The organism is Planktotalea sp. (assembly GCF_965659345.1).
Taxonomy (GTDB): Bacteria; Pseudomonadota; Alphaproteobacteria; order Rhodobacterales; family Rhodobacteraceae; genus Planktotalea.
In genome coordinates this window covers 1-19,073 of record NZ_CBFHVK010000002.1, presented here as the reverse complement: position 1 = coordinate 19,073, position 19,073 = coordinate 1, and the positions used below count along the sequence as shown (strand labels likewise).

General features: G+C 51.9%; 18 protein-coding genes. 12 read left to right on the top strand and 6 right to left on the bottom strand.

Features of this window, described 5'->3' with window-relative positions; genetic code table 11:
• The first annotated feature begins 31 nt into the window (after positions 1-31).
• Both ACTG3Z_RS01560 and ACTG3Z_RS01555 read left to right on the top strand, forming a co-directional pair.
• Complete coding sequence (locus tag ACTG3Z_RS01560; protein WP_439140890.1) at positions 32-916, top strand: DMT family transporter; 885 nt, start codon at positions 32-34, stop codon at positions 914-916.
• 151 nt (positions 917-1,067) lie between these two features.
• A complete protein-coding gene (locus ACTG3Z_RS01555; RefSeq protein WP_439140889.1) occupies positions 1,068-1,964 on the top strand; it encodes an MBL fold metallo-hydrolase in 897 nt (298 codons plus the stop codon).
• Positions 1,965-2,259: 295 nt separating this feature from the next.
• On the opposite strand, the gene ACTG3Z_RS01550 is transcribed toward ACTG3Z_RS01555, so the two are convergent.
• Genes ACTG3Z_RS01550 through ACTG3Z_RS01535 form a run of 4 tightly spaced genes read right to left on the bottom strand, consistent with a single transcriptional unit; the run spans position 2,260 to position 6,301 of the window.
• On the bottom strand, positions 2,260-4,185 hold the full coding sequence (locus tag ACTG3Z_RS01550) for a TRAP transporter large permease (RefSeq protein ID WP_439140888.1): 1,926 nt from the start codon (positions 4,183-4,185) through the stop codon (positions 2,260-2,262).
• Between the two features lie 30 nt (positions 4,186-4,215).
• A complete protein-coding gene (locus ACTG3Z_RS01545; RefSeq protein WP_439140887.1) occupies positions 4,216-4,989 on the bottom strand; it encodes a cyclase family protein in 774 nt (257 codons plus the stop codon).
• A gap of 23 nt (positions 4,990-5,012) precedes the next feature.
• Complete coding sequence (locus tag ACTG3Z_RS01540) at positions 5,013-5,375, bottom strand: Rieske (2Fe-2S) protein (RefSeq protein WP_439140886.1); 363 nt, start codon at positions 5,373-5,375, stop codon at positions 5,013-5,015.
• Positions 5,372-6,301, bottom strand: a complete 930-nt coding sequence (locus tag ACTG3Z_RS01535; RefSeq protein ID WP_439140885.1) for a VOC family protein — start codon at positions 6,299-6,301, stop codon at positions 5,372-5,374. Before ACTG3Z_RS01535 ends, ACTG3Z_RS01540 begins: the two co-directional genes overlap by 4 nt.
• A 136-nt stretch (positions 6,302-6,437) precedes the next feature.
• Between ACTG3Z_RS01535 and ACTG3Z_RS01530 the strand changes: the two genes are divergently transcribed.
• From ACTG3Z_RS01530 to ACTG3Z_RS01510, 5 genes are all read left to right on the top strand, one after another.
• Positions 6,438-7,361, top strand: coding sequence for a LysR family transcriptional regulator (locus tag ACTG3Z_RS01530; RefSeq protein ID WP_439140884.1), 924 nt, complete (start codon positions 6,438-6,440; stop codon positions 7,359-7,361).
• A gap of 78 nt (positions 7,362-7,439) precedes the next feature.
• The gene (locus ACTG3Z_RS01525; RefSeq protein WP_439140883.1) at positions 7,440-8,561 is read left to right on the top strand and encodes an FAD-dependent monooxygenase; all 1,122 of its coding nucleotides are present in this window, start codon (positions 7,440-7,442) and stop codon (positions 8,559-8,561) included.
• A gap of 35 nt (positions 8,562-8,596) precedes the next feature.
• Positions 8,597-9,757: an alpha/beta hydrolase family protein gene (locus ACTG3Z_RS01520; protein WP_439140882.1), complete on the top strand. Its 1,161-nt coding sequence runs from the start codon at positions 8,597-8,599 to the stop codon at positions 9,755-9,757.
• A gap of 24 nt (positions 9,758-9,781) precedes the next feature.
• Positions 9,782-10,390, top strand: coding sequence for a cupin domain-containing protein (locus ACTG3Z_RS01515; RefSeq protein WP_439140881.1), 609 nt, complete (start codon positions 9,782-9,784; stop codon positions 10,388-10,390).
• 112 nt (positions 10,391-10,502) lie between these two features.
• A complete protein-coding gene (locus ACTG3Z_RS01510; RefSeq protein WP_439140880.1) occupies positions 10,503-11,465 on the top strand; it encodes a fumarylacetoacetate hydrolase family protein in 963 nt (320 codons plus the stop codon).
• Positions 11,466-11,774: 309 nt separating this feature from the next.
• Here ACTG3Z_RS01510 and ACTG3Z_RS01505 read toward each other — a convergent pair whose 3' ends face one another.
• On the bottom strand, positions 11,775-12,950 hold the full coding sequence (locus ACTG3Z_RS01505; RefSeq protein ID WP_439140879.1) for a cytochrome P450: 1,176 nt from the start codon (positions 12,948-12,950) through the stop codon (positions 11,775-11,777).
• Positions 12,951-13,573: 623 nt separating this feature from the next.
• Between ACTG3Z_RS01505 and rlmF the strand changes: the two genes are divergently transcribed.
• The gene (gene rlmF, locus ACTG3Z_RS01500; protein WP_439140878.1) at positions 13,574-14,512 is read left to right on the top strand and encodes a 23S rRNA (adenine(1618)-N(6))-methyltransferase RlmF; all 939 of its coding nucleotides are present in this window, start codon (positions 13,574-13,576) and stop codon (positions 14,510-14,512) included.
• Between the two features lie 606 nt (positions 14,513-15,118).
• Here the strand turns inward: rlmF and ACTG3Z_RS01495 are convergent.
• On the bottom strand, positions 15,119-16,015 hold the full coding sequence (locus tag ACTG3Z_RS01495) for a LysR family transcriptional regulator (protein ID WP_439140877.1): 897 nt from the start codon (positions 16,013-16,015) through the stop codon (positions 15,119-15,121).
• Between the two features lie 112 nt (positions 16,016-16,127).
• Between ACTG3Z_RS01495 and ACTG3Z_RS01490 the strand changes: the two genes are divergently transcribed.
• The 4 genes from ACTG3Z_RS01490 (at position 16,128) to ACTG3Z_RS01475 (ending at position 18,791) form a co-directional block, all read left to right on the top strand.
• Positions 16,128-16,553, top strand: coding sequence for a DoxX family protein (locus ACTG3Z_RS01490; protein WP_439140876.1), 426 nt, complete (start codon positions 16,128-16,130; stop codon positions 16,551-16,553).
• 60 nt (positions 16,554-16,613) lie between these two features.
• Positions 16,614-17,246, top strand: coding sequence for a glutathione S-transferase family protein (locus ACTG3Z_RS01485; protein WP_439140875.1), 633 nt, complete (start codon positions 16,614-16,616; stop codon positions 17,244-17,246).
• Between the two features lie 69 nt (positions 17,247-17,315).
• Complete coding sequence (locus ACTG3Z_RS01480; protein ID WP_439140874.1) at positions 17,316-18,113, top strand: DODA-type extradiol aromatic ring-opening family dioxygenase; 798 nt, start codon at positions 17,316-17,318, stop codon at positions 18,111-18,113.
• A 36-nt stretch (positions 18,114-18,149) separates the two neighbouring features.
• Complete coding sequence (locus ACTG3Z_RS01475) at positions 18,150-18,791, top strand: NAD(P)-dependent oxidoreductase (protein ID WP_439140873.1); 642 nt, start codon at positions 18,150-18,152, stop codon at positions 18,789-18,791.
• Positions 18,792-19,073: the final 282 nt, after the last annotated feature.

Here is a 19,073-nt window from a genome sequence, read left to right as displayed (position 1 = left end):
AATCCCTCCCAACAGTTTGAGCGCAAAACAGATGTCTACCGGTGTTTCTTCTCATGTTACCGGCTACGCGGCGGCTTGGTGCATCGTTCTTGTCTGGTCTTTTTGGTTGATCGTGAGCCGTGTTGCGAATGACAGCGGACTTACGATTTATGATCTGGCTGCGCTACGCTACGGATTGGCGTCGCTGATCGCAGTACCGCTTTGTATCTATTACAAGCCTTGGCGCGGGTTGCGGCTTTTTCAGATTGCTGTGCTGTCATTCATTTTGGGGCCTATCTACATCCTCTTTGTGTTTTCCGGTTTTCTCTACGCGCCGGCCGCGCATGGCGGGATTTTTATGAACGGTGTTTTGCCGCTTATCAGTATCCTTTTTGCAATTGTTTTGATGCGCGTTCTGCCAAGCGCAAAACAAGTGATCGGGGGTCTGCTGATTTTTGTATCAGCCATTGTTCTGGCTTGGGACGCGAGCGCAACCAGCAATGCAGATGCTTGGATTGGGGATTTGTTATTCTTGACAGGAGCCTTATTTTTCTCCGCATATATGATCTTGGCAGAACGCTGGCAGCTTGGCGCGATGCAAATCATATTTTGTGGAACAGTCGTAAATGCCGCATATTATCTGCCTATTTGGGCCATTTGGTTGCCCTCGGGCATGACAGAATCACCCTTTGGCCCTTTTATGCTTCAGGCAATATATCAAGGCTTCGTTCCCAACCTCATTGGCCTTCTCTTTGTCGCACACGCATCGCGTACGATTGGCAATGGGAACACCTCTTTCATTTTGGCAGCCGTTCCGGGCGGTGGTGCGTTACTCGGCGCGTTGATCTTGGGCGAGACGCTAAACCTGCCCAGTATCTTGGCGCTTTTCATTTTAACTGCAGGTTTGTTGATGAGTGTGCGCCGACGCTCTGTTTGATTAATATCGCAAGGTTCAAACACCTCACGTTGAGGCATGGCCACAAGAAATACATAGCATTGTGTTTATCAATTTTCATGATGCATCCAGTGGCTTTAGGATCCGCTCATCATTCGCTTTAGCGTATTTGTCTGCAAGAAAGGTCCTGCCCATGGTTACACCAAATTCCGTCATTACACTTGGCACCGCTGGTGGCCCGGTGGCAAACCCGCTACGCGCGCAACCTGCTCATGTCGTCATGAATGGCGATGCTCCAATTCTGATCGATTGTGGTGAAGGCGCGATGGGGCAGCTCAAAAGGGCCGGCATCGAATACCGTGATGTGCACCACCTCTTTCTGACACATCATCACTTCGATCATATCGGGAGCCTTTTCGCCTGCCTTGGCCTGAATATGATGACACAGCGCCAAAAACCGCTGACGATCTACGGACCACCAGGCACCAAAAAAATCATCGATGCGCTTTGCGTTGCTTGCAACGTGCCGCAAGAAATCGGCTTTGGTGTACCGGGCCAAGTTTTGCCCCATCCCAAGGACTTCGTGCAGGTTACTGAAATCGTCCCTGGCGATGTGATTGAAATTGACGGGATGAAGGTCACTAATTGCGAGAACACCCACTACCGTGGCGAAGAAGATTTTGGCAAAGAAGGGTATCTGTCATTGTCCTTGCGCTTTGACCTTCCCGAGCGCAGCGTCGTGGTCACTGGCGACACAGGTCCCTGCAACGCCTTACAAGAATTGGCGATGGGTGCAGACATCATGATCGGTGAAATGATGGATTCCGCCGCGACAATGGTGCGCATTCGCGCGATGAATCCCCAGATGCCAGAAGAACGGCTGCAAATGATCGGCAGCCATATGGCGGAGCATCATTTGGGACCAGAAGAGATCGCTGAGTTGGCTCAAAACTGTGGGGTTAAGAAAGTCGTATCAGTGCATTTCCCACCAGGCTTTCCAAACCCCGCTGCAATGCCGGCCTATTTAGAGCGCATCAAAGCCAAGTATGATGGTGACTTTGAATTCGGCGAGGATTGCGCAGAATATTAACGCCTTTTTCTAAGGCTTAACCCAAAGCAAAATTTCAAAGGCTGCCGCGTGCCAAAATGCACGTTGGCAGCTTTTTATATTTATGAACTCCAGCCGAACTATTCATTCGTGAAACAGACAAGCAGAATGAATAGTTAAGCAAATGGCCCCGAAAGCTTGTGACATGGAAAATCACAAAGAAAAGGCACGACAAGCTAAAGTGACGCAGATCAATGCCTAAAAGAGCCGGCTGGGGACAGTCCCTGCCGGCTCTTGTTTATCTTTTAGAGCGCATGCCGCAGGACTACCCGCCCGCTTAATTCATCGTTGAAGGCAGCCACAGCGAGAGGGCGGGAAACGCAACAATCAAAAGGATCTTAATAAAGTCGGCGATGATGAATGGAACAACGCCCTTCATGACAGTGCCAAGCCTGATGCTGGAATCGATACTGCGAATGATGAAAAGGTTCATTCCAAAGGGTGGCGTGATCATACCAATCTCAACCACCACCAGCATCAAGACGCCCCAGAACAACATGTCGTATCCAAGATCAAGAATGATCGGCGTCACCACAGGAAGGGTAATAATCATGACCCCGAAACTGTCCATGATCGACCCAAGCAGCAAGTAGATCACAATCAGCAACCCAAGAATGAAGATTGGACGCGCATCAATACTCGCGATCCAGTTGCTGATCATCTCCGGCGCTCCACCGAGATTGATAAAGAACGAAAACATCAATCCGCCAAAAATGAGCGCATAAATCATCGCCGTTGTCGCTGTTGTTTCAGAGAAGACTTGCAACATACTGCTGCGGTTCAACCGACCGCGCAGCAAGGCCAATAAAAACGCGCAGACGGCACCGACTGCGGCACTCTCTGTCGCTGTGAATATCCCGCTATACAGACCGCCAATCACCACGCCAAACATTACAATAACGGGAAACGACCCAGTCAGCGCGTCGCGCAACTCTGTGAAGGAGCCGCCCTCCGCCTTGGGGGCCGCGTCAGGGGTGATCCGCACAATAAAGAAAACGGCCGCAAAATATAAGAACACCGCTAAGAGCGCTGGAAGCATTGCAGCGACAAACAAGGCTCCAATGGATTCTTCCGTGAGAAGGGCAAACAGAATGATCACACCTGATGGTGGAACCAACGCGCCAAGCGTACCACCCGCAGCCACGCTAGATGTTGCGAGCTTTTGCGAATATCCAGCTTTCGCCATCGCTGGCAAAGCCATACGTCCGAAAGTCGCAGACGTCGCAATAGAGTTTCCAGAAACCGCACCAAAACCTGCGCAGCCAGCAATCGTGGCATAAGCCAACCCACCGCGAAAACGACCCAAGATTGCATGGCCCAAGCGAAACAAATCATCCGAAACACCCGCAGCGACGGCGAAGGCCCCCATAATTAGAAACATCGGCAATGTCGCAACTTGCTCGTTGCGCAGAAATTCCGCCGCGTCGCCGGCAAAAGTGTTCATCGATGCATTCGCACCAATAAAGGCGACACACCCCCCGACGCCAATCATCGCTGTAACCGTGGCCAGTGGAAGTTGAAGCAACACAGCAAGCCAGAGCAAAAGGAAACCTATCAATGCGGCACTTCCCGGCCGCATCATCGCAAAAGTGCTGTAGCCATCTAGGTCAACAATCGCCCAAATTCCAAGACCGCCGACAATCGCAACAAAGGTAGCAAGAAGTATAAGAACAGCTGGATGAGAGCGGGCTTCGCTTTTGGTTAAGCGCGCTTCAAAAAAGTCCTGAGCAAGATTGAAAACCTGCACAACCGCAGCCGCAGCCATTGCGACAGAAATCGCAAAATACGTTGGTGCAAAAGGCAACTGTAAAAGCGCACTGGCGCGCCCCTGACTTTGATATCGCACCGCAAGGCCCCAAAGGCGCCATGCCAGAATAGCGAAAAAGATCAGCAACATGAATGATCCAGCCACACGAAGCCACGCCGTCAACCGTGGTGCTGTGATATGCGCCAATAAGTCGATCTTGAGGTTAACCCGGTTGGCCGCACCCGCAGGCAATGTCAGTGCAATCGCAATTGCGAAAACTGTCGACATAATTTCATTCAGCGCAAAAACTGACACGCCAAACAACCAGCGCCCCAATACGTCAAACACAATGGCGAGCGCGCCGATAAGCGCCGCCGAAATCGACAGCACCGAAATCGCACCTGTTATGGTGCGTACCCAGTCCATTGCTGCGGGCACTTTGGCTTCTTGTTCCATTTAATGGGTTCCTCCCAAAACCTTTGGCATTCAAGCATCAATCAGCGCGACAGGCCGACACCACCCTGCCGAGCCGTTCTCTACTTTGACGGGCAAAGCTATGACCTCAAATCCCGTGGCCGGGAGTTGATCGAGATTTGCAAGCTTTTCCATATGGCAATAAATGCTGTCTGCACCGGCCTTGTGGCCTTCCCAGAAATTGGACCAATCCCCTGTTTCGCGCGCTTTTGCTGCCTGCATCATCAAGGGGGGATCCCAGCTCCAAGCATCTGTGCCACAAACTTTGACACCCCGTTCGGTCAAGTAAAGCGTTGCTTCGCGCCCCATGCCACAGCCTTTTGCGACGTAGTCATCTTGCCCGTAACGCGCGCCAGCGGCGGTGTTGACCAAGACAATGTCACCGGCTTGCAAACTATGTCCAATGCGCGCGAGCTCGGCTTCAACTTCAGCGGCGCTGATTGTATGGCCATTGGGAAACGCGCGAAAATCTAGCTTTACGCCGTGACCAAAGCACCACTCCAGCGGCACTTGATCAATCTTGAGCGCAGGTTCGCCACCATTCATCGTCGGATGGTAATGCCAAGGCGCATCCATGTGCGTGCCATTGTGCGTAGAGATGACGCAACGCTCGACAGAGGCCCCTGCCCCATCGCGTTGCTGCGATACAGGTACACCAAACAATTTTTCAAATTCTGCGGCACCTGTGGCGTGATCTATATAGTTAATTTCAGGGCCAAGACCGGGCGGATCAGATTTGACGCGATCTGTCAGCGCAACTGAAAGATCAATAATTTTACGTGCCATGATGCATCCTTATTAAGTAAGCGCTACGCCGCCTGATCAATTGATAATCCAACTGTGAACACAGCGCCGTCGCGTACGGTCAAATGAACAGGCTCCAAAGCTTGCCCGAGGCATGGCCCCAATTCACAAACGCCATCTTCAATTCGAAACAACGCACCGTGACTGGCACACACAATCTTGCTGTGATCACCGTTTAAAAATTCGTCCTTTTTCCACGCCATCGGCGCACGGTCATAATGCGGACAAGTGTTTACATATCCGTAGACGCGCTCCCCTTGGCGCACCAACAAGACACGGTCGCGGCCACGCTTGTCAGGTACCGCCCCTTTTGAGCGGCCATCGGCAATATCATCAAGATTGCACAGAAATCTCTCTTGCCCGCTCATTTCTTGCCGGGAGGCGGCCCGCCTGGCGCCCATTTTTCAACGTTCTCGAACAGGAACATCTGCGACGCCTCTTTAGACATCGGTGTTTCGCGTTCAACCCATTCACCATCATGTTTGTCCATATCGGCGTCGTATTCGATATGTGTGCCAAGGGGTGAATTGAAATACCAAAACCAGTTTGAACCAAACTTGTGACGCCCGGGGCCCCAAAAGCTTTCATAGCCCTTTTTGACCATGCGCGATCCCGCCAACATCAATTCGGTTGGTCCCTGCATATGAAACGCTAGATGCTCCAAACCCTGCATGTAATCGGGCGTTTGAATCATGAATAGAACATGGTGGTCGTCGTTTGCTTGCGGGCGCAAGAACGGGCCTGTGTTGGTGAACTTATCGGTGACAACGAATCCCAAGCGCTCGATATAGAAGTTTGCCGCTTCTTCCATGTTTGGCAAAAAATATACGATATGGCTGAGCGTGCGCGGCTTGGCAGCTGCGTCTTCATTGGCACCAACGACATTCACGCCGCGCCCACCTTTGGACCCTGGTGAGTTGATCAGCTCACCGGGCAAATCTAGCGCGATACGCTTGGTGATACGAAAGGCAATTTCAAAACCGCTGTCATCGGTGCTGCAGATTGTTCCATCGGATGTTTTTGTGACATCGCGGTCTTTGGACAGCTCTGCTTCAATCTGGTCAAGCGTCTCTTGATCCTCAACGCCCCAAATCGTTTGGCGCAGCATGCTTGCTGTTTTCAATGGCGCAGGAAGCGAGGGGTCTTCTTTGGAACGCACAGAAATTGCGGTGCCGTCCAATGCTGTAAAACGCCCATTACCTACGGATTCCAGACCGTAGTCGCTTAAGAACGTCTCGCTTGCTTGAATATTGTCCACACCAAAGACGAGCTCGTCAGGTCCAACTATGCGCATTTACGAAAACTCCCAATTCGTTTGCTCGGATCGTAGTCATAGATTAGACATTAAAAAAATTGGAACTTTGGATGCATTGCATTGATCAGATCAATACTTTAGCTTGGACGAAGGTCAATCGGCACGAGGAAATCAAATGCGGTTCAAGCGGCTCGATCTCAACTTACTCGTTGCTTTGGATCACATGCTTGAGCTTCGTTCTGTCAGCGCTGCGGCCGAGAAAATGTTCATGAGCCAATCCGCGATGTCCAACGCGCTTACCCGCATTCGCACCTATTTTGATGACCCGCTTTTGGTGCAGGTCGGGCGGCGTATGGAACTCACTCCACGCGCAGAAGCGCTTCGCCCTGCAATTCGCGACATCTTGGTCCGCGTCGAAGCAACCATTGACACTGAGTTAGAATTCGATCCAGCAGGGTCCAAGCGCATTTTCAACGTGCTGCTGTCCGATTATTCGATGCGGATTTTGATGCCGCATGTTTTCGCAATGGCGCATGAGCAAAAAGCATCAGTCGGTTTCAATTTGCTCCCTCAAACTGGCACGCCCTACACTTTGCTTGAACGCGGTGAAGTGGATCTGTTGGTAACGCCGGAACAATTCACCTCCAAAGACCATCCAGCAGCAATGCTCTTTCAAGATGAATATGTTGTTGTCGCATGCAAACGCGGCGCTTACGCCGATGTCAAAATGGATAAATCGACCTTCGAGGCAGCATCCCACGTTGCAATGGTGCCCCCCAATAATGCTGGCGCTGTTGAATCAGAAATTTTGGGGGTCGCGGGCATCACTCGCAAAGTTGATGTCACTTCGTTTTCCTTCTCGAACTTACCTCACCTTGTTGTAGGAACCGATAGAATTGCGACCATTCATAAGCATCTCGCCAACATTGTCGCCGAGCGAAGCAAGCTCTCGATTTACCCTCTTCCTGTTGAAAGCCCGATCCTTAAACAGATGATTCAATGGCATGCTTATCGTGATCTCGATCCTGGCATTACATGGCTACGTTCCCTCTTTGAAAGCGCCGCGAAGCGGATGATTGAACATTCACAAAATCAATAGTTCTGATTGCATCTTTCCATTTTTAAAATGCATGATCTGGGCCTACTCTTGGCAAAATTGCTATGGGAGGCATGCGCTATGGAATTGGGTTCAACGCTCATCATCGGGGGTGGTATCGGTGGCTTGACCACGGCGATCGCGCTGCGTCGCCAAGGGTTTCCTGTAGAGATTATCGAACGTGATCCCGATTGGACGGTCTACGGTGTTGGCATCATCCAGCAAATGAACGTCATTCGCGCCATGAAGCAGTTGGATTTACTGGATGCATATCTTTCAAAAGCTGCAGGCTTTGATCAAACGACAATTTTTGTTGGCCCGGGTGGCGTGCAAGATGCACAGTTTTCAACGCCGCGCCTTGCTGGTCCTGATTATCCGTCAAATGCCGGCATCCGCCGCCGCGACCTGCAAAGTGTTCTTGCCGCACGCGTTGATGAACTGGGCGCGACTGTCCGTCTTGGGCTGACCGTGGCTGACATGAACGATGATGGCGAAGGGGTCGATGTGACCTTCTCTGATGGAAGCAAAGGTCGCTATGATATCGTGATTGGCGCGGACGGCGTGTTTAGCCAAACCCGCGAAAAAATCTTACCAGACGCACCAAAACCCAATTACACAGGTCAGTGGGTCTGGCGCTATAACCTACCTATGCCCTCAGACATGGACGGCATTCAAATTTTCGCGGGCCCTTGCAATGGCGGCCTCGTCCCGATGGCTGATGGCCTGATGTATATGTTCCTTCTGAGCACACAGGACGCGGACTTTGTTCTACCAACCGAAGGTGCCGCTGAAGCCATGCGCAATTGCGTACACATGGCCCCTCCACAACTGGCAAAGCTTTTGCCACAGATTACAGATGACGCAGGCGTCGTAGCCCGCCCCCTTGAAACGGTCTTTGTGGAGGGTGATTGGCATCAGGGCCGTACCGTGCTCATCGGGGATGCGATACACGCCTCCACCCCCCATCTTGCACAGGGTGCAGGCATGGCGATTGAAGATGGTATCGTTTTGGCGGAAGAACTCAGTAACGCTGCGACGGTCGAAGACGCCTTTACGGCCTATCGCAATCGCCGCTTTGCACGCGTACAACACGTCGCTGAAAACTCGATCCGTATTGGCGATATGCAAATGGGCAAAATTGACCCCTTTGATGTTGGCGCACTCACAGGCCAGACCATCGGCATGATGGTTCAACCGATCTAAATCAACACACTTACAAACCTTCAGGAGCCTGCCAAATGGCCATGTTCGACTATTTCCCCAACTATGTTTGGAACCTTTCTGTCTCTATCGCGATGGCGAGTGGTGCCGAGCTGGGCGAAATCATGGATATGTGCCAGCCCCTTCTGGCCAAAGCTGAAGGCGGTGAAGACGCCGGGACACCTGACTTCATGCGCGAATGGATGAAGATGGCTGATAAGCTGGTTGAGCTTGCCGAAGAAGACGAGGCCAAAGGCCGGCTCCTGTCCGCAGGTCCAAAACTACAACGCGCAGCGCTGTATTATCTAACTGCGGAACGTATGCAGGCCCACGGAAGCGAAAACCGTCTTGAGACGTTCAAGAAGGGCATCGCATTTTTCCTCAAAGGGACCAAATTCAGTGGCGAAGACGTCACCCGTGTTGAAGTTCCCTATGGCGACACCACACTTGCGGCGATCTTCACACCTGCCATCGGTGTCGAAGGCCCTGCCCCCACGGTGGTTTATCTCAACGGTCTCGATAGCAACAAAGAGCTGCTTTATTGGTCTCGCCTACCTCAGGAACTCGCTAAGCGCGGTATCGCTTCGCTTTGTGTGGATCAGCCCGGAACGGGAGAAAGCCTTCGCTTGCAAGATTTACCCGCAACGTGGAAGGCTGAAGACTACGGCACGCCGATTTTCGACTATCTTGCTGCGCGAGATGATGTTGATGAAAAGCGCATTGGCATCACTGGAATCTCGCTCGGCGGGTTTTACGTTCCGCGCATCGCTGCGAACGAGCCCCGCTATGCATCCGGTGCCGTATGGGGCGCGAACCACAATTGGGCTGAAGTACAGCAAAAACGTCTGAAGCGTGAGGGTGAAAATCCGGTACCGCACTACTGGCAACACGTGCGATGGGTGTTTGGTGCAACTGATATGGATGATTTTTTCGCAAAGGCTGAAGGCATGACGCTCAATGGCCAGATGGAAAAGATCAAGATGCCATTCCTCGTTACACACGGCGCGCATGATCGACAAATCAACCTTGATTACGCCCACCAAAGCTATGACCAACTGACAAATTCTGTTCAACGTAAGTTGAAAATTTTCACAGAGCGCGAAGGCGGTGTTGAACACGTTGGCGCAGACAACATGAGCTTTGGCCGCGGCTATATCGCAGATTGGTTCGCTGAAACTTTAGGTGGACGGCTAGAATAACAGAGCGTCGACGAAAGGTATAAGATGGTACTGCCAAATATCCGCCGGGTCGTGACGGCACATGATGCAAAGGGCAAAGCGGTCGTTCACTCGGACGGTGACTTGCCCCATGTGACCCGACCAAGCGGTCAACCTGGCTTGGCGTTTCATGAAATATGGAACACCAATGCCATGCCTGCCCCGCTCCATTTCACCGAAACGGAGCCAACGGATCGGCACCGCGACACTGCACCGCCTGCAAATGGCACGATCATCCGCATCGTGGATATCCCGCCTGAGGGCAAAGGGGGCCTAGATTTCGACAAAGACGCCACGCGCAAGTTGTTTGAAGCCGTCGGCTTGGGCGAAAACGCAGAGCATACAGTCAAAGGACGCCATCCTTTGATGCATCGCACAGAAAGCGTTGACTATGGTATCGTCCTATCTGGTGAAATCGTCCTTGTTCTAGACGAAGAAGAAATCCCACTCAGTGTTGGTAGTATCGTTGTGCAACGCGGCACGATCCACGCCTGGGCCAACCGATCCGACGAAATTTGCCGAATTGCTTTCATTCTGACCGACGCCAGTTTCGATCCAGAACTGAAAGCCGCACAAGCTGCCCATGATGCACATGTTAAAGCAACGCACTTATGATGAAGTTTGTAATCACAAGGACAAACGGGCTTTTCGCACAAGCGATCCTTAGCGAGGGTATCGCAAATTTCAGCACGGATCCGAAACTAAGTGAGCACGCGGGAGATTTACTTTGAAATTAGCAACACTGAACGATGGCACACCAGATGGTCGCCTCCATGTCGTGAGCACCGATCTAACCCGCGCAGAGCCCGCTGAAGGCGTGCAAACATTGCAAGCTTTGATGGAAGATTGGGACGGGCTTTCGCCAGCACTCGAAGCACAATACGCTCGGGTCAATCAAGGCACTGGCAGCGCGTTTGAGCCAGAAGAAGCGCTTGCTCCGCTGCCTCGCGCTTGGCAATGGCTTGATGGATCCGCCTATGACAGTCACGGCGATCTTATGCAGAAAGTGTTCAAGCTGGACCCATCACCAAAGGGGCGCCCGCTTATGTATCAGGGCATGTCCCATCAATTCCTCGCCCCTTGTGAAGACGTTCCTTTGCCAACCGAAGAAGACGGGATCGACTTCGAGGGCGAGTTTGGCGTGATCTGTGATGCTGTTCCAATGGGCACCTCTGCTAAGGATGCGCGCGCGCATATTCGTCTGCTCGTTCAGATCAATGACTGGTCATTGCGCACAGTCGCCCCCATAGAGATGAAGACAGGCTTTGGCTGGATTCAAGCCAAACCCGCGTGCTCAATCGCGCCAATAGCCGTCACGCCAGATGAGTTGGGCGACGCATGGCGCGATGCGCGTGTGGATCTTCCTTTGAATGTTACTTTGAACGAAGCAAGTTTTGGCGCTGCAGAGGGCTATCATATGTCCTATGGCTTTGACGAGCTGCTCGCCCATGCCGCGCGCACGCGCAAGCTGGTGGCTGGAACGGTGCTTGGATCAGGCACGGTTTCCAATGAGAATTTTCGTGAGATCGGATCATCGTGCATCGCCGAGCGCAGAGGCATCGAAATGCTCGACAAAGGCGCTCCTGAAACACCCTATATGGCGTTTGGCGATCACGTGGAAATGGAATGCACCTTGCGAGATGGCTCAAACCTATTTGGCAAGATTTCGCAACGCGTTGTGCAAGGCTAATCGCAGCACGATTGTTTAATGTAGCGGATAAAGGTGCCCGAAAACCTATCAGCTTTTCGCATGAAAAAGACTGGCATCTCGTTAGATGCCAGTGAAACCGCAGTATCAATGGATGTTGGTATGCTAAGGGCACAGTCTCAGGACTTATAGCCAGAACATAACGGTTGTTGTGAGTGCACACAGCTTACTCAACAGCGCTCTGGCTCCAGTATAATCGCTCATCTGACCAGCGGTTGTGAAGACACGAATAGCTCGCCCAGTCGTGCCGTTCAAAGTGTTTAGCGTTATGTGGTTTTAAGGGTCCTGAACCTAGTTCAGTTTAACAGGAAAGTTCACAGGCCCTCGAAAGCCGAAACCGCGGAACTTTACGGCAGACGGGTCTGGCAGTGTCATATTTGGAAAGCGCTCAAACAGCCGTGGCAGCAAAATGTCAGCCAACATACGTCGCGCGATATGTTTGCCCTGACAAAAATGTGGCCCGTTGCCAAAGGCTTGATGGGGATACTTATCGCGGGTGATGTCAAAGCGGTGACCATCGGTCCAAATGTCTTCATCGTGATTCGCGGATGCTTGTATGGTCATGACAGTCTCTCCCTTTGGAATCAGAATGCCACGTATTTCAGTATCTTGCGTTGCCAGACGCGAGCTTGCCTGGATAGGCGCAACCCAGCGCACGCCTTCATCAAAGGCATCGCCCCATGCGTTATTCGCAATTGCGTGGTCGTGTTGATCAGGATCAATCAACAAGCCAAACAATATCGTAAGCAAAGCATCGCGCGGCTCGTTCAGGCCGCCACCGATTGCAATTTTAATGTTCGATCTGATTTGGCTCAGCTCGATCGGATCATCTGACGTGACCATAGCGCAAAGCGCGCTGGGATTGGGCTCTGCTTTGTGTTTTTGCGCTGCCAGCTCCATCGCAGCATCCATTTCAGCATTGGCCACATCACAATCAGCGAACAAGGCAGGGTCCCACCCAAAATTTCCGGCTCCGTCAATCAGCACTTGTGACCAGCGGATCATATCCGCGTCGCTCACCTCTGGCAGGCCAAGCAACTGTGCCAAACAACGCGCCGCAAAGGGGCTGGAGAGCGCATGGAACAAATCAACTGTCTCACCTTTGGGCAACCCTGCAACGAAGTCATCCGCAATGCGTTCATAGATCGGCATCCAATGGTTTTTGATATTGCTGGCGCTATAAGCGGGCGCCATTGCCATACGTTCACGCATGTGCTCCGCACCATCTTTGCGCATCAACGTATGAGCCCCAAAAGCGCGGCGCATCGGCGTGTTTGGGTCATTCGAGCTGAATACGACAGGGTCATCTTTAACCAGTTTCGTGTCTTCAGCTTTGGTCAATAAAACGCGGTTTACCGAAGCCACTTTGATCACTGGCGCATCACTACGCAAACGACGGTAAATTGGGTAAGGATCAAGTACGAGATCGGCGATGGAGATGTCGGTATCGATAGGCAAACTACTCATATTAGCACGCGGGCCTTTCTTTTTCTTGACCTTACCTTCGGGATCGAACCTTCAAAGCCGCAAACCAAAACAGGCGTGAGCTTAGTGGTTCGTTTCACACTGATCCAAGCCGACATTGCGACACTTTGCAAGGGCAGGAATTGATCCCCGATTTCCAAGCCTCTTTGTTCCTAGCCCAATCACAGCATCACACGCAGGGGCCCTTGCACGCGCAACCTGCGCGACTGGCGCGCAAAAACCTAGATTTTGTGACCCAGAAAATGCCCGATCTGATCAACCTAACCTTGGGTCTGGCACTGATCGAAACAAAGTGCACTCAACGATGCTCCCAATTGGGAAGACGCGCTTATAGGTTTTAGGGGCGGTCTAACGCAATGAACGGATCACAAATTGCACGCCTTCAGAATTAAAGCCTTTTAACGAAGAGGCCAACTTTGCACACACGGATCGACAATATCGATCAACATCAGGCAAGCGCCGAGCCCAAAGCACTGGGCTGTCAAAATCGCGAAAACTTGGATGTAGTCCAGCATGCCCGTTTACTTTTACTCTTCACCCAAGAGCGCCTAAAAGAGATCAAAGGTTTGGCACGTAAGTCTCCCTGTTAATACGAAGGCGATCTGATGATCAAAAAAGCCAAATTGCACCCACGCAATCAACATTTAAACGGATATGACTTCGAGCGTTTGGTCGCCGATTTACCTGAACTGGAAGCTTTCACAGTCTTTAATCCTGCTGGCAAAACAACGATAGATTTTCAAGACCCTGATGCGGTTCGTATGCTTAATCGAGCCTTGCTAAAATCACATTACAACATTGATTTTTGGGAGCTGCCTGCGAACTATTTGTGCCCGCCGATCCCGGGCCGTGTCGATTACATTCACTTCCTCGCGGACTTGCTCGCCGAAAATAACAATCGTGAAATCCCGCATGGCAAACACATCAACGTGTTAGACATCGGGACAGGTGCGAGCCTAGTCTATCCGCTTATCGGTCAGCGCGAATACGGCTGGAGCTTTACGGGTGTGGATGTAGATGCAGGCGCGATCAAATCTGCGCGCAAAATTTGTCAGCTCAACAAGCTTTCTATCGACATCAAACACCAAACCGTCCCTAGTAATATCTTCCAAGGCGTAATCGACCCGCGGGACTTTTTTCATCTGAGCATGTGCAATCCGCCTTTTCATGCCTCCAAAGAGAAAGCGAAAGAAGGCACACAACGCAAATGGCGTAACCTTGGTAAAGGACACTCTCAAAAGCTTAATTTTGGCGGTCAAAACGCTGAACTTTGGTACCCGGGCGGCGAGATCGCCTTCATCGCGCGCATGATTGAGCAAAGCGTCGACTTTGCTGAAAGGTGCTTGTGGTTTACCACATTGGTGTCAAAAAAGAGCAACCTTCAGCCCATAAGTAGAATTCTAAGATCTGCTAAAGTTGCTGACTATAAAGTCGTGGAAATGGCGCAAGGGCAGAAAACAAGCCGTTTCGTCGCTTGGAGTTTTTTTAAGAAAAGAAAGCGTTCTTCGGTTCTGGCTGATGCTCGTGACGAGATCAGCAGCTAGAGGAAAATGCTGCAATGATGCGACAAAGCAAACACGCTCCTTAACTTCTATATCCTTATGGTCCTATGCCAGCGTCGTAGCGTAAGCATTGCATCAAGTTTTACTCTTCACGGCCCATACCTGCTGCTCACCGAGGGTCATGATACTGCGGCCGCAGCCCGCTTTGAAGATAGCCTGCGGGTCAATAAACTGCACCTCAGGCCAGACTACCAAAATCGTAGAAATAGTGCGGGCCTACATAAGAGCGTTATTGAGAGAGCCAGTCTTCTTGGCATTCCAATCAGACTAAGAGTTCTAACAACAAACCCTGCTCTAAAGTTCGATCTGCGTGCAGGCTTTTCCGTAGAGGCAGAGACTGCTGAGAGGCGAACGCTCGTTATTAACTCACATCTACAATTTGGTATTTAAGGGCTCCTTGCCGCCAATAGGTCGGTCGCAGTATGTCCGTCTTTCAAGCCGCACTGCGCCAGTGAGGACGGCCCAATGCTGACTTCGAACACTGGGTCGGTTGCTGTGGTTGCAGTCCGCACACCGGACATTGCCGAACGCGGCGGTTGTAGAACTTATCCATGACGTTAGGTGCTGCAAGCAAACTCCCCAGAGCAATCACTCAGGTGTCGACAAACTGTCGAACAAGAACGTGCCGGCCGGGCCCAATGCACTGTCCTTCAATTTCGCAGCAACAATATTGAAGCTTGGCATAATATTAGACGACCCCCATTCCGCAGGATGAAGTTCCACAAGGTTCCCAAGCGCTAAATCCGCCTCCACCATTGGCCTTGGCATTGACCCCCAGCCAATCCCCTCCTTGATCAGATCGTAGCGCAAACGCATTTCACTGACGTGCCATTGGTTTACACCAATCACCCCGTAGTCTGGGGCGTTGCTGGGCGCTTTGGGAATGGAAACCACAATTTGAAGATGATCTCGCATCGCCTCCTTTGGGAAATTTGGTGGTAATTGCGCAAGGGGGTGATCCGGCGTGGCAACCGCGATTAAATCCAGCTTTGTCACAAATCGACTTACCAAGGCCGGTTCCGGGTCGGGAGACATAATGAAAAGGCCAAGATCCGCCTGATAATCTACAAGTTGCTGGCCGGCATCTCGGGGATTTACGGCAATAGTCCGCAATTGCACCATCGGAAATTCAGCATGAAAGCGGCGCAGCGTTTGCGAGAACATCGACAGCGGTAAAAACGTTGAAATCAAGAGCACAAGCTCAGCTTCGACCCCTTTCGAGACAGACTGCGCCTGCACACGAAACTCCGCCAGATCATCCATCACACGACGCACACGTGGTAATAGCGCGCGACCTTCTTCCGTCAGAGTCGGGCGGTATTGAGCGCGGTCAAAAAGAACCACGCCTGTTTGATCTTCAAGCTTTTGAATGGCGTAGGTCACAGCTGATTGCGCACGCCCCAATTTGCGGGCTGCGGCGGCAAAGCTGCCTTCCTCGACGATAGCAAGGAAAACAGCGAATTGATCAAGTGTAATTGCGTCCATCTCGATCAATTTATCGGAACATGATCTTCGAAACTATCCCTATTTTTTTGTAGGCAGGACACGCTTAGATCATTGGCAGACGCAACAAACACACACACGAAAGGGTCTTCTAATGACTTATGCTTCTACATATGACGCGCCGGCTTCGAAGGGCGCAAACATCGGCATTTGGGTCGCGCAGGTTTTGGGCGCGACCTTGTTCATCATGTCTGGCGTGATGAAAACAATGACGCCCATCCCCGAGCTTTCGGTCATGATGCCGTGGGTGGGTGAATATTCCGCCACCTTCGTCCGCTTCATCGGCGTGATCGACATTGCTGGTGGTCTGGGCCTTCTGTTGTCTTCGCTCACACGCATCATGCCACGCCTAACCGTGATCGCCGCTGCGACCTGTGTCACGCTTCAAGTCCTTGCCATCGGATTTCACGCCATGCGCAGCGAATTCGACGTTCTACCGCTGAACGCAGTCTACATCGCCCTTGCCCTGATCGTGCTGTGGGGCCGTGGCCGCAAAACACCTATCGCAGCACGCAACTAAATCAGAACCGCTTCAGCCAACAGCTGAAGCTGCACCTTCTCTCAATCAGAAAGGTCTATCATGAAAATCTACAACGGAAACTTCTCGGCCAACGCGCTGCGTGTACGCGCCGTCGCACTTGAACTTGGGCTGGACTTTGAGACTGTTGAAATCAACGTCATGGGCGGCGAAAACAAGTCGGAAGACTATCTGTCGATCAACCCTAATGGCAAAGTCCCAGCCCTTGAGGACGATGGTTTTATCATTTGGGAAAGCCGCGCGATCACAACCTATCTTGCGGGTAAGCGCCCTGATGCGGGTCTCTATCCCGATGACATCAAACAGCGCGCGATCGTCGATCAGTGGTCCTACTGGCAAACGGTTCATCTTGGCCCTGCGATGTCAAAGGTCATTTTTGAGCGGTTCTTCAAGCCGAAGTTCAAAATGGGCGAAACCAATGACGCCGAAATCGAGACTGGCCTGAAAGACATCGCGCAGTTCATGCCTGTGCTCGAGGCTGGCTTGAGCGGCAAAGACTGGATTGCGAACGATTTGTCCGTAGCAGACTTCGCTTTGGCCAGTGCCTTCGTCTTTCGCAAAGAAGGCGACATCTCGCTAAACGACTACCCGAATGTTGGGGGCTGGATTGCGCGGATGGAAAGCCGTCGCTCTTGGCAGGATGCAGTCGCACCACTCGTCGCCATGATGGCCTAAACAATCTTCGTTTTATGAACACTCAGGGGTGGCGACACTCTGCGCCCTCCTCAAAACAACGAGGCTAATATGTCAAACACACTTCCAACTTATTTTATCTCACACGGTGGTGGCCCTTGGCCTTGGGTCCCCCCGATGCGAGAATTTTTTGCACCACTTGAAGCGTCACTGAAGCAGATGGTCGCAGACTTTGGCGAAAAGCCCAAAGCGATCCTGATGATCTCAGGGCACTGGGAAGAAGATGATGTTGCGATCATGGGCTCCTCCAAACCACCGATGATCTACGACTACTCTGGGTTTCCGCCCCATACTTACGAGATCCAGTACAGCGCATCTGGCGCGCCTGATGTTGCCGCGCGTGCGCTTGATCTACTCCAAAGCGTTGGGATCAAAGCACACATTGACCCGTCGCGCGGCTATGATCACGGGCTCTACGCTCCGATGGAAGTCATGTATCCGAATGCGGACATGCCGATCTTTCAGGTGTCGATGCTGAAATCCTATGATCCAGCCGATCACATCGCCATTGGCCGCGCGCTGAAACCGTTGCGTGACGAAGGGATCATGATCGTCGGATCAGGTTTGAGCTTTCACAATCTTCGGCTGATGCGCGGTGAAGGCGCGGCCCCCTCCGCCGAGTTCGACGCTTGGCTGTTTGACACCATGAATGCTGCACCAGATGCGCGCCACGCTGCAATCTTGAACTGGGAAACCGCCCCAGCGGCCCGCATTTGCCACGCACAAGAGGATCATTTGGTGCCGCTCTTCGTCGCCCTTGGTGCCGCAGAGAACGAACTCGCAGAGCGAATTTTTCACCACACAAGTGAAACAAGCGGCATCACCGTTTCAAATTACAAATTCGGCTGATTGCATGATGCAAAAGCTTTCACAAAAGGAAAGAACATGAAACTTTTGGTATTAGGTGCCACTGGGCGCACTGGACAACACATCGTTGAGCAAGGCCTCGCAAAAGGTCACGTGATCACAGCACTGGCCCGCGACCCCAGCAAGGTCAAACCGCGAGACGGGCTAACAGTGCTCAAGGGTACCCCGACAAATGCAACCGACGTCGCAAACGCTGCCGAGGGCGCGGAGGCTATTCTTGTTGCCTTGAACAATCCGCGCGCGTCGGATGCGCCTTGGGCCAAACCCCTTGGCACTGATCCAATCCTGACAAACGTCGCCAAAAACATCACCGCTTTGGGAAAAAAACGGGTCGTCTTTTTATCGGCAATCGGTGTGGGTGACAGCCTTGATGACACTGCATGGTTCATGCGATTCATGATAAAGCGCACAAACCTGAAATATGCTTACGCCGATCATAACACCGCCGAGCAAACCTTCCGCTCGTCTGATACAGACTGGACACTCGTGCGTGCAATGGGCCTGTCCAATAGCGACAAAGCAAAGCCTTTGGTCGTCGGCACTGCGACAACACCAAAACCCGGCATGATGGTACGCCGTAGTGCTGTGGCCGCCTTTATGCTCTCAGCGGCGAAAAATGGCAGCCATATTCGCGAAACTCCGGTAATTTCGGAAAAATAGAAACGGTTGAATGAGACCCACGGGCTGTCGGTTAGTTTTGGGCGGACAGCCCAATAAACACATCTAAGCTCAGACTTAATAACCAGAATACGAGAGCAACAGCGAAACGCTTGCTGAGTCTGACCGGCCCCTCCCCCAAGGCCGCGTGCTACGCCCGATATTCCTTCTTTTCATTTTTCAAACTGCTGACGCCTTGTAATCCAACTGGGCTTTGTTGCACAAATCGGGCACTGTAGGATTCACTGTGTGAATCCAGCGTGATAGCTCGCGGACATGAGCAGT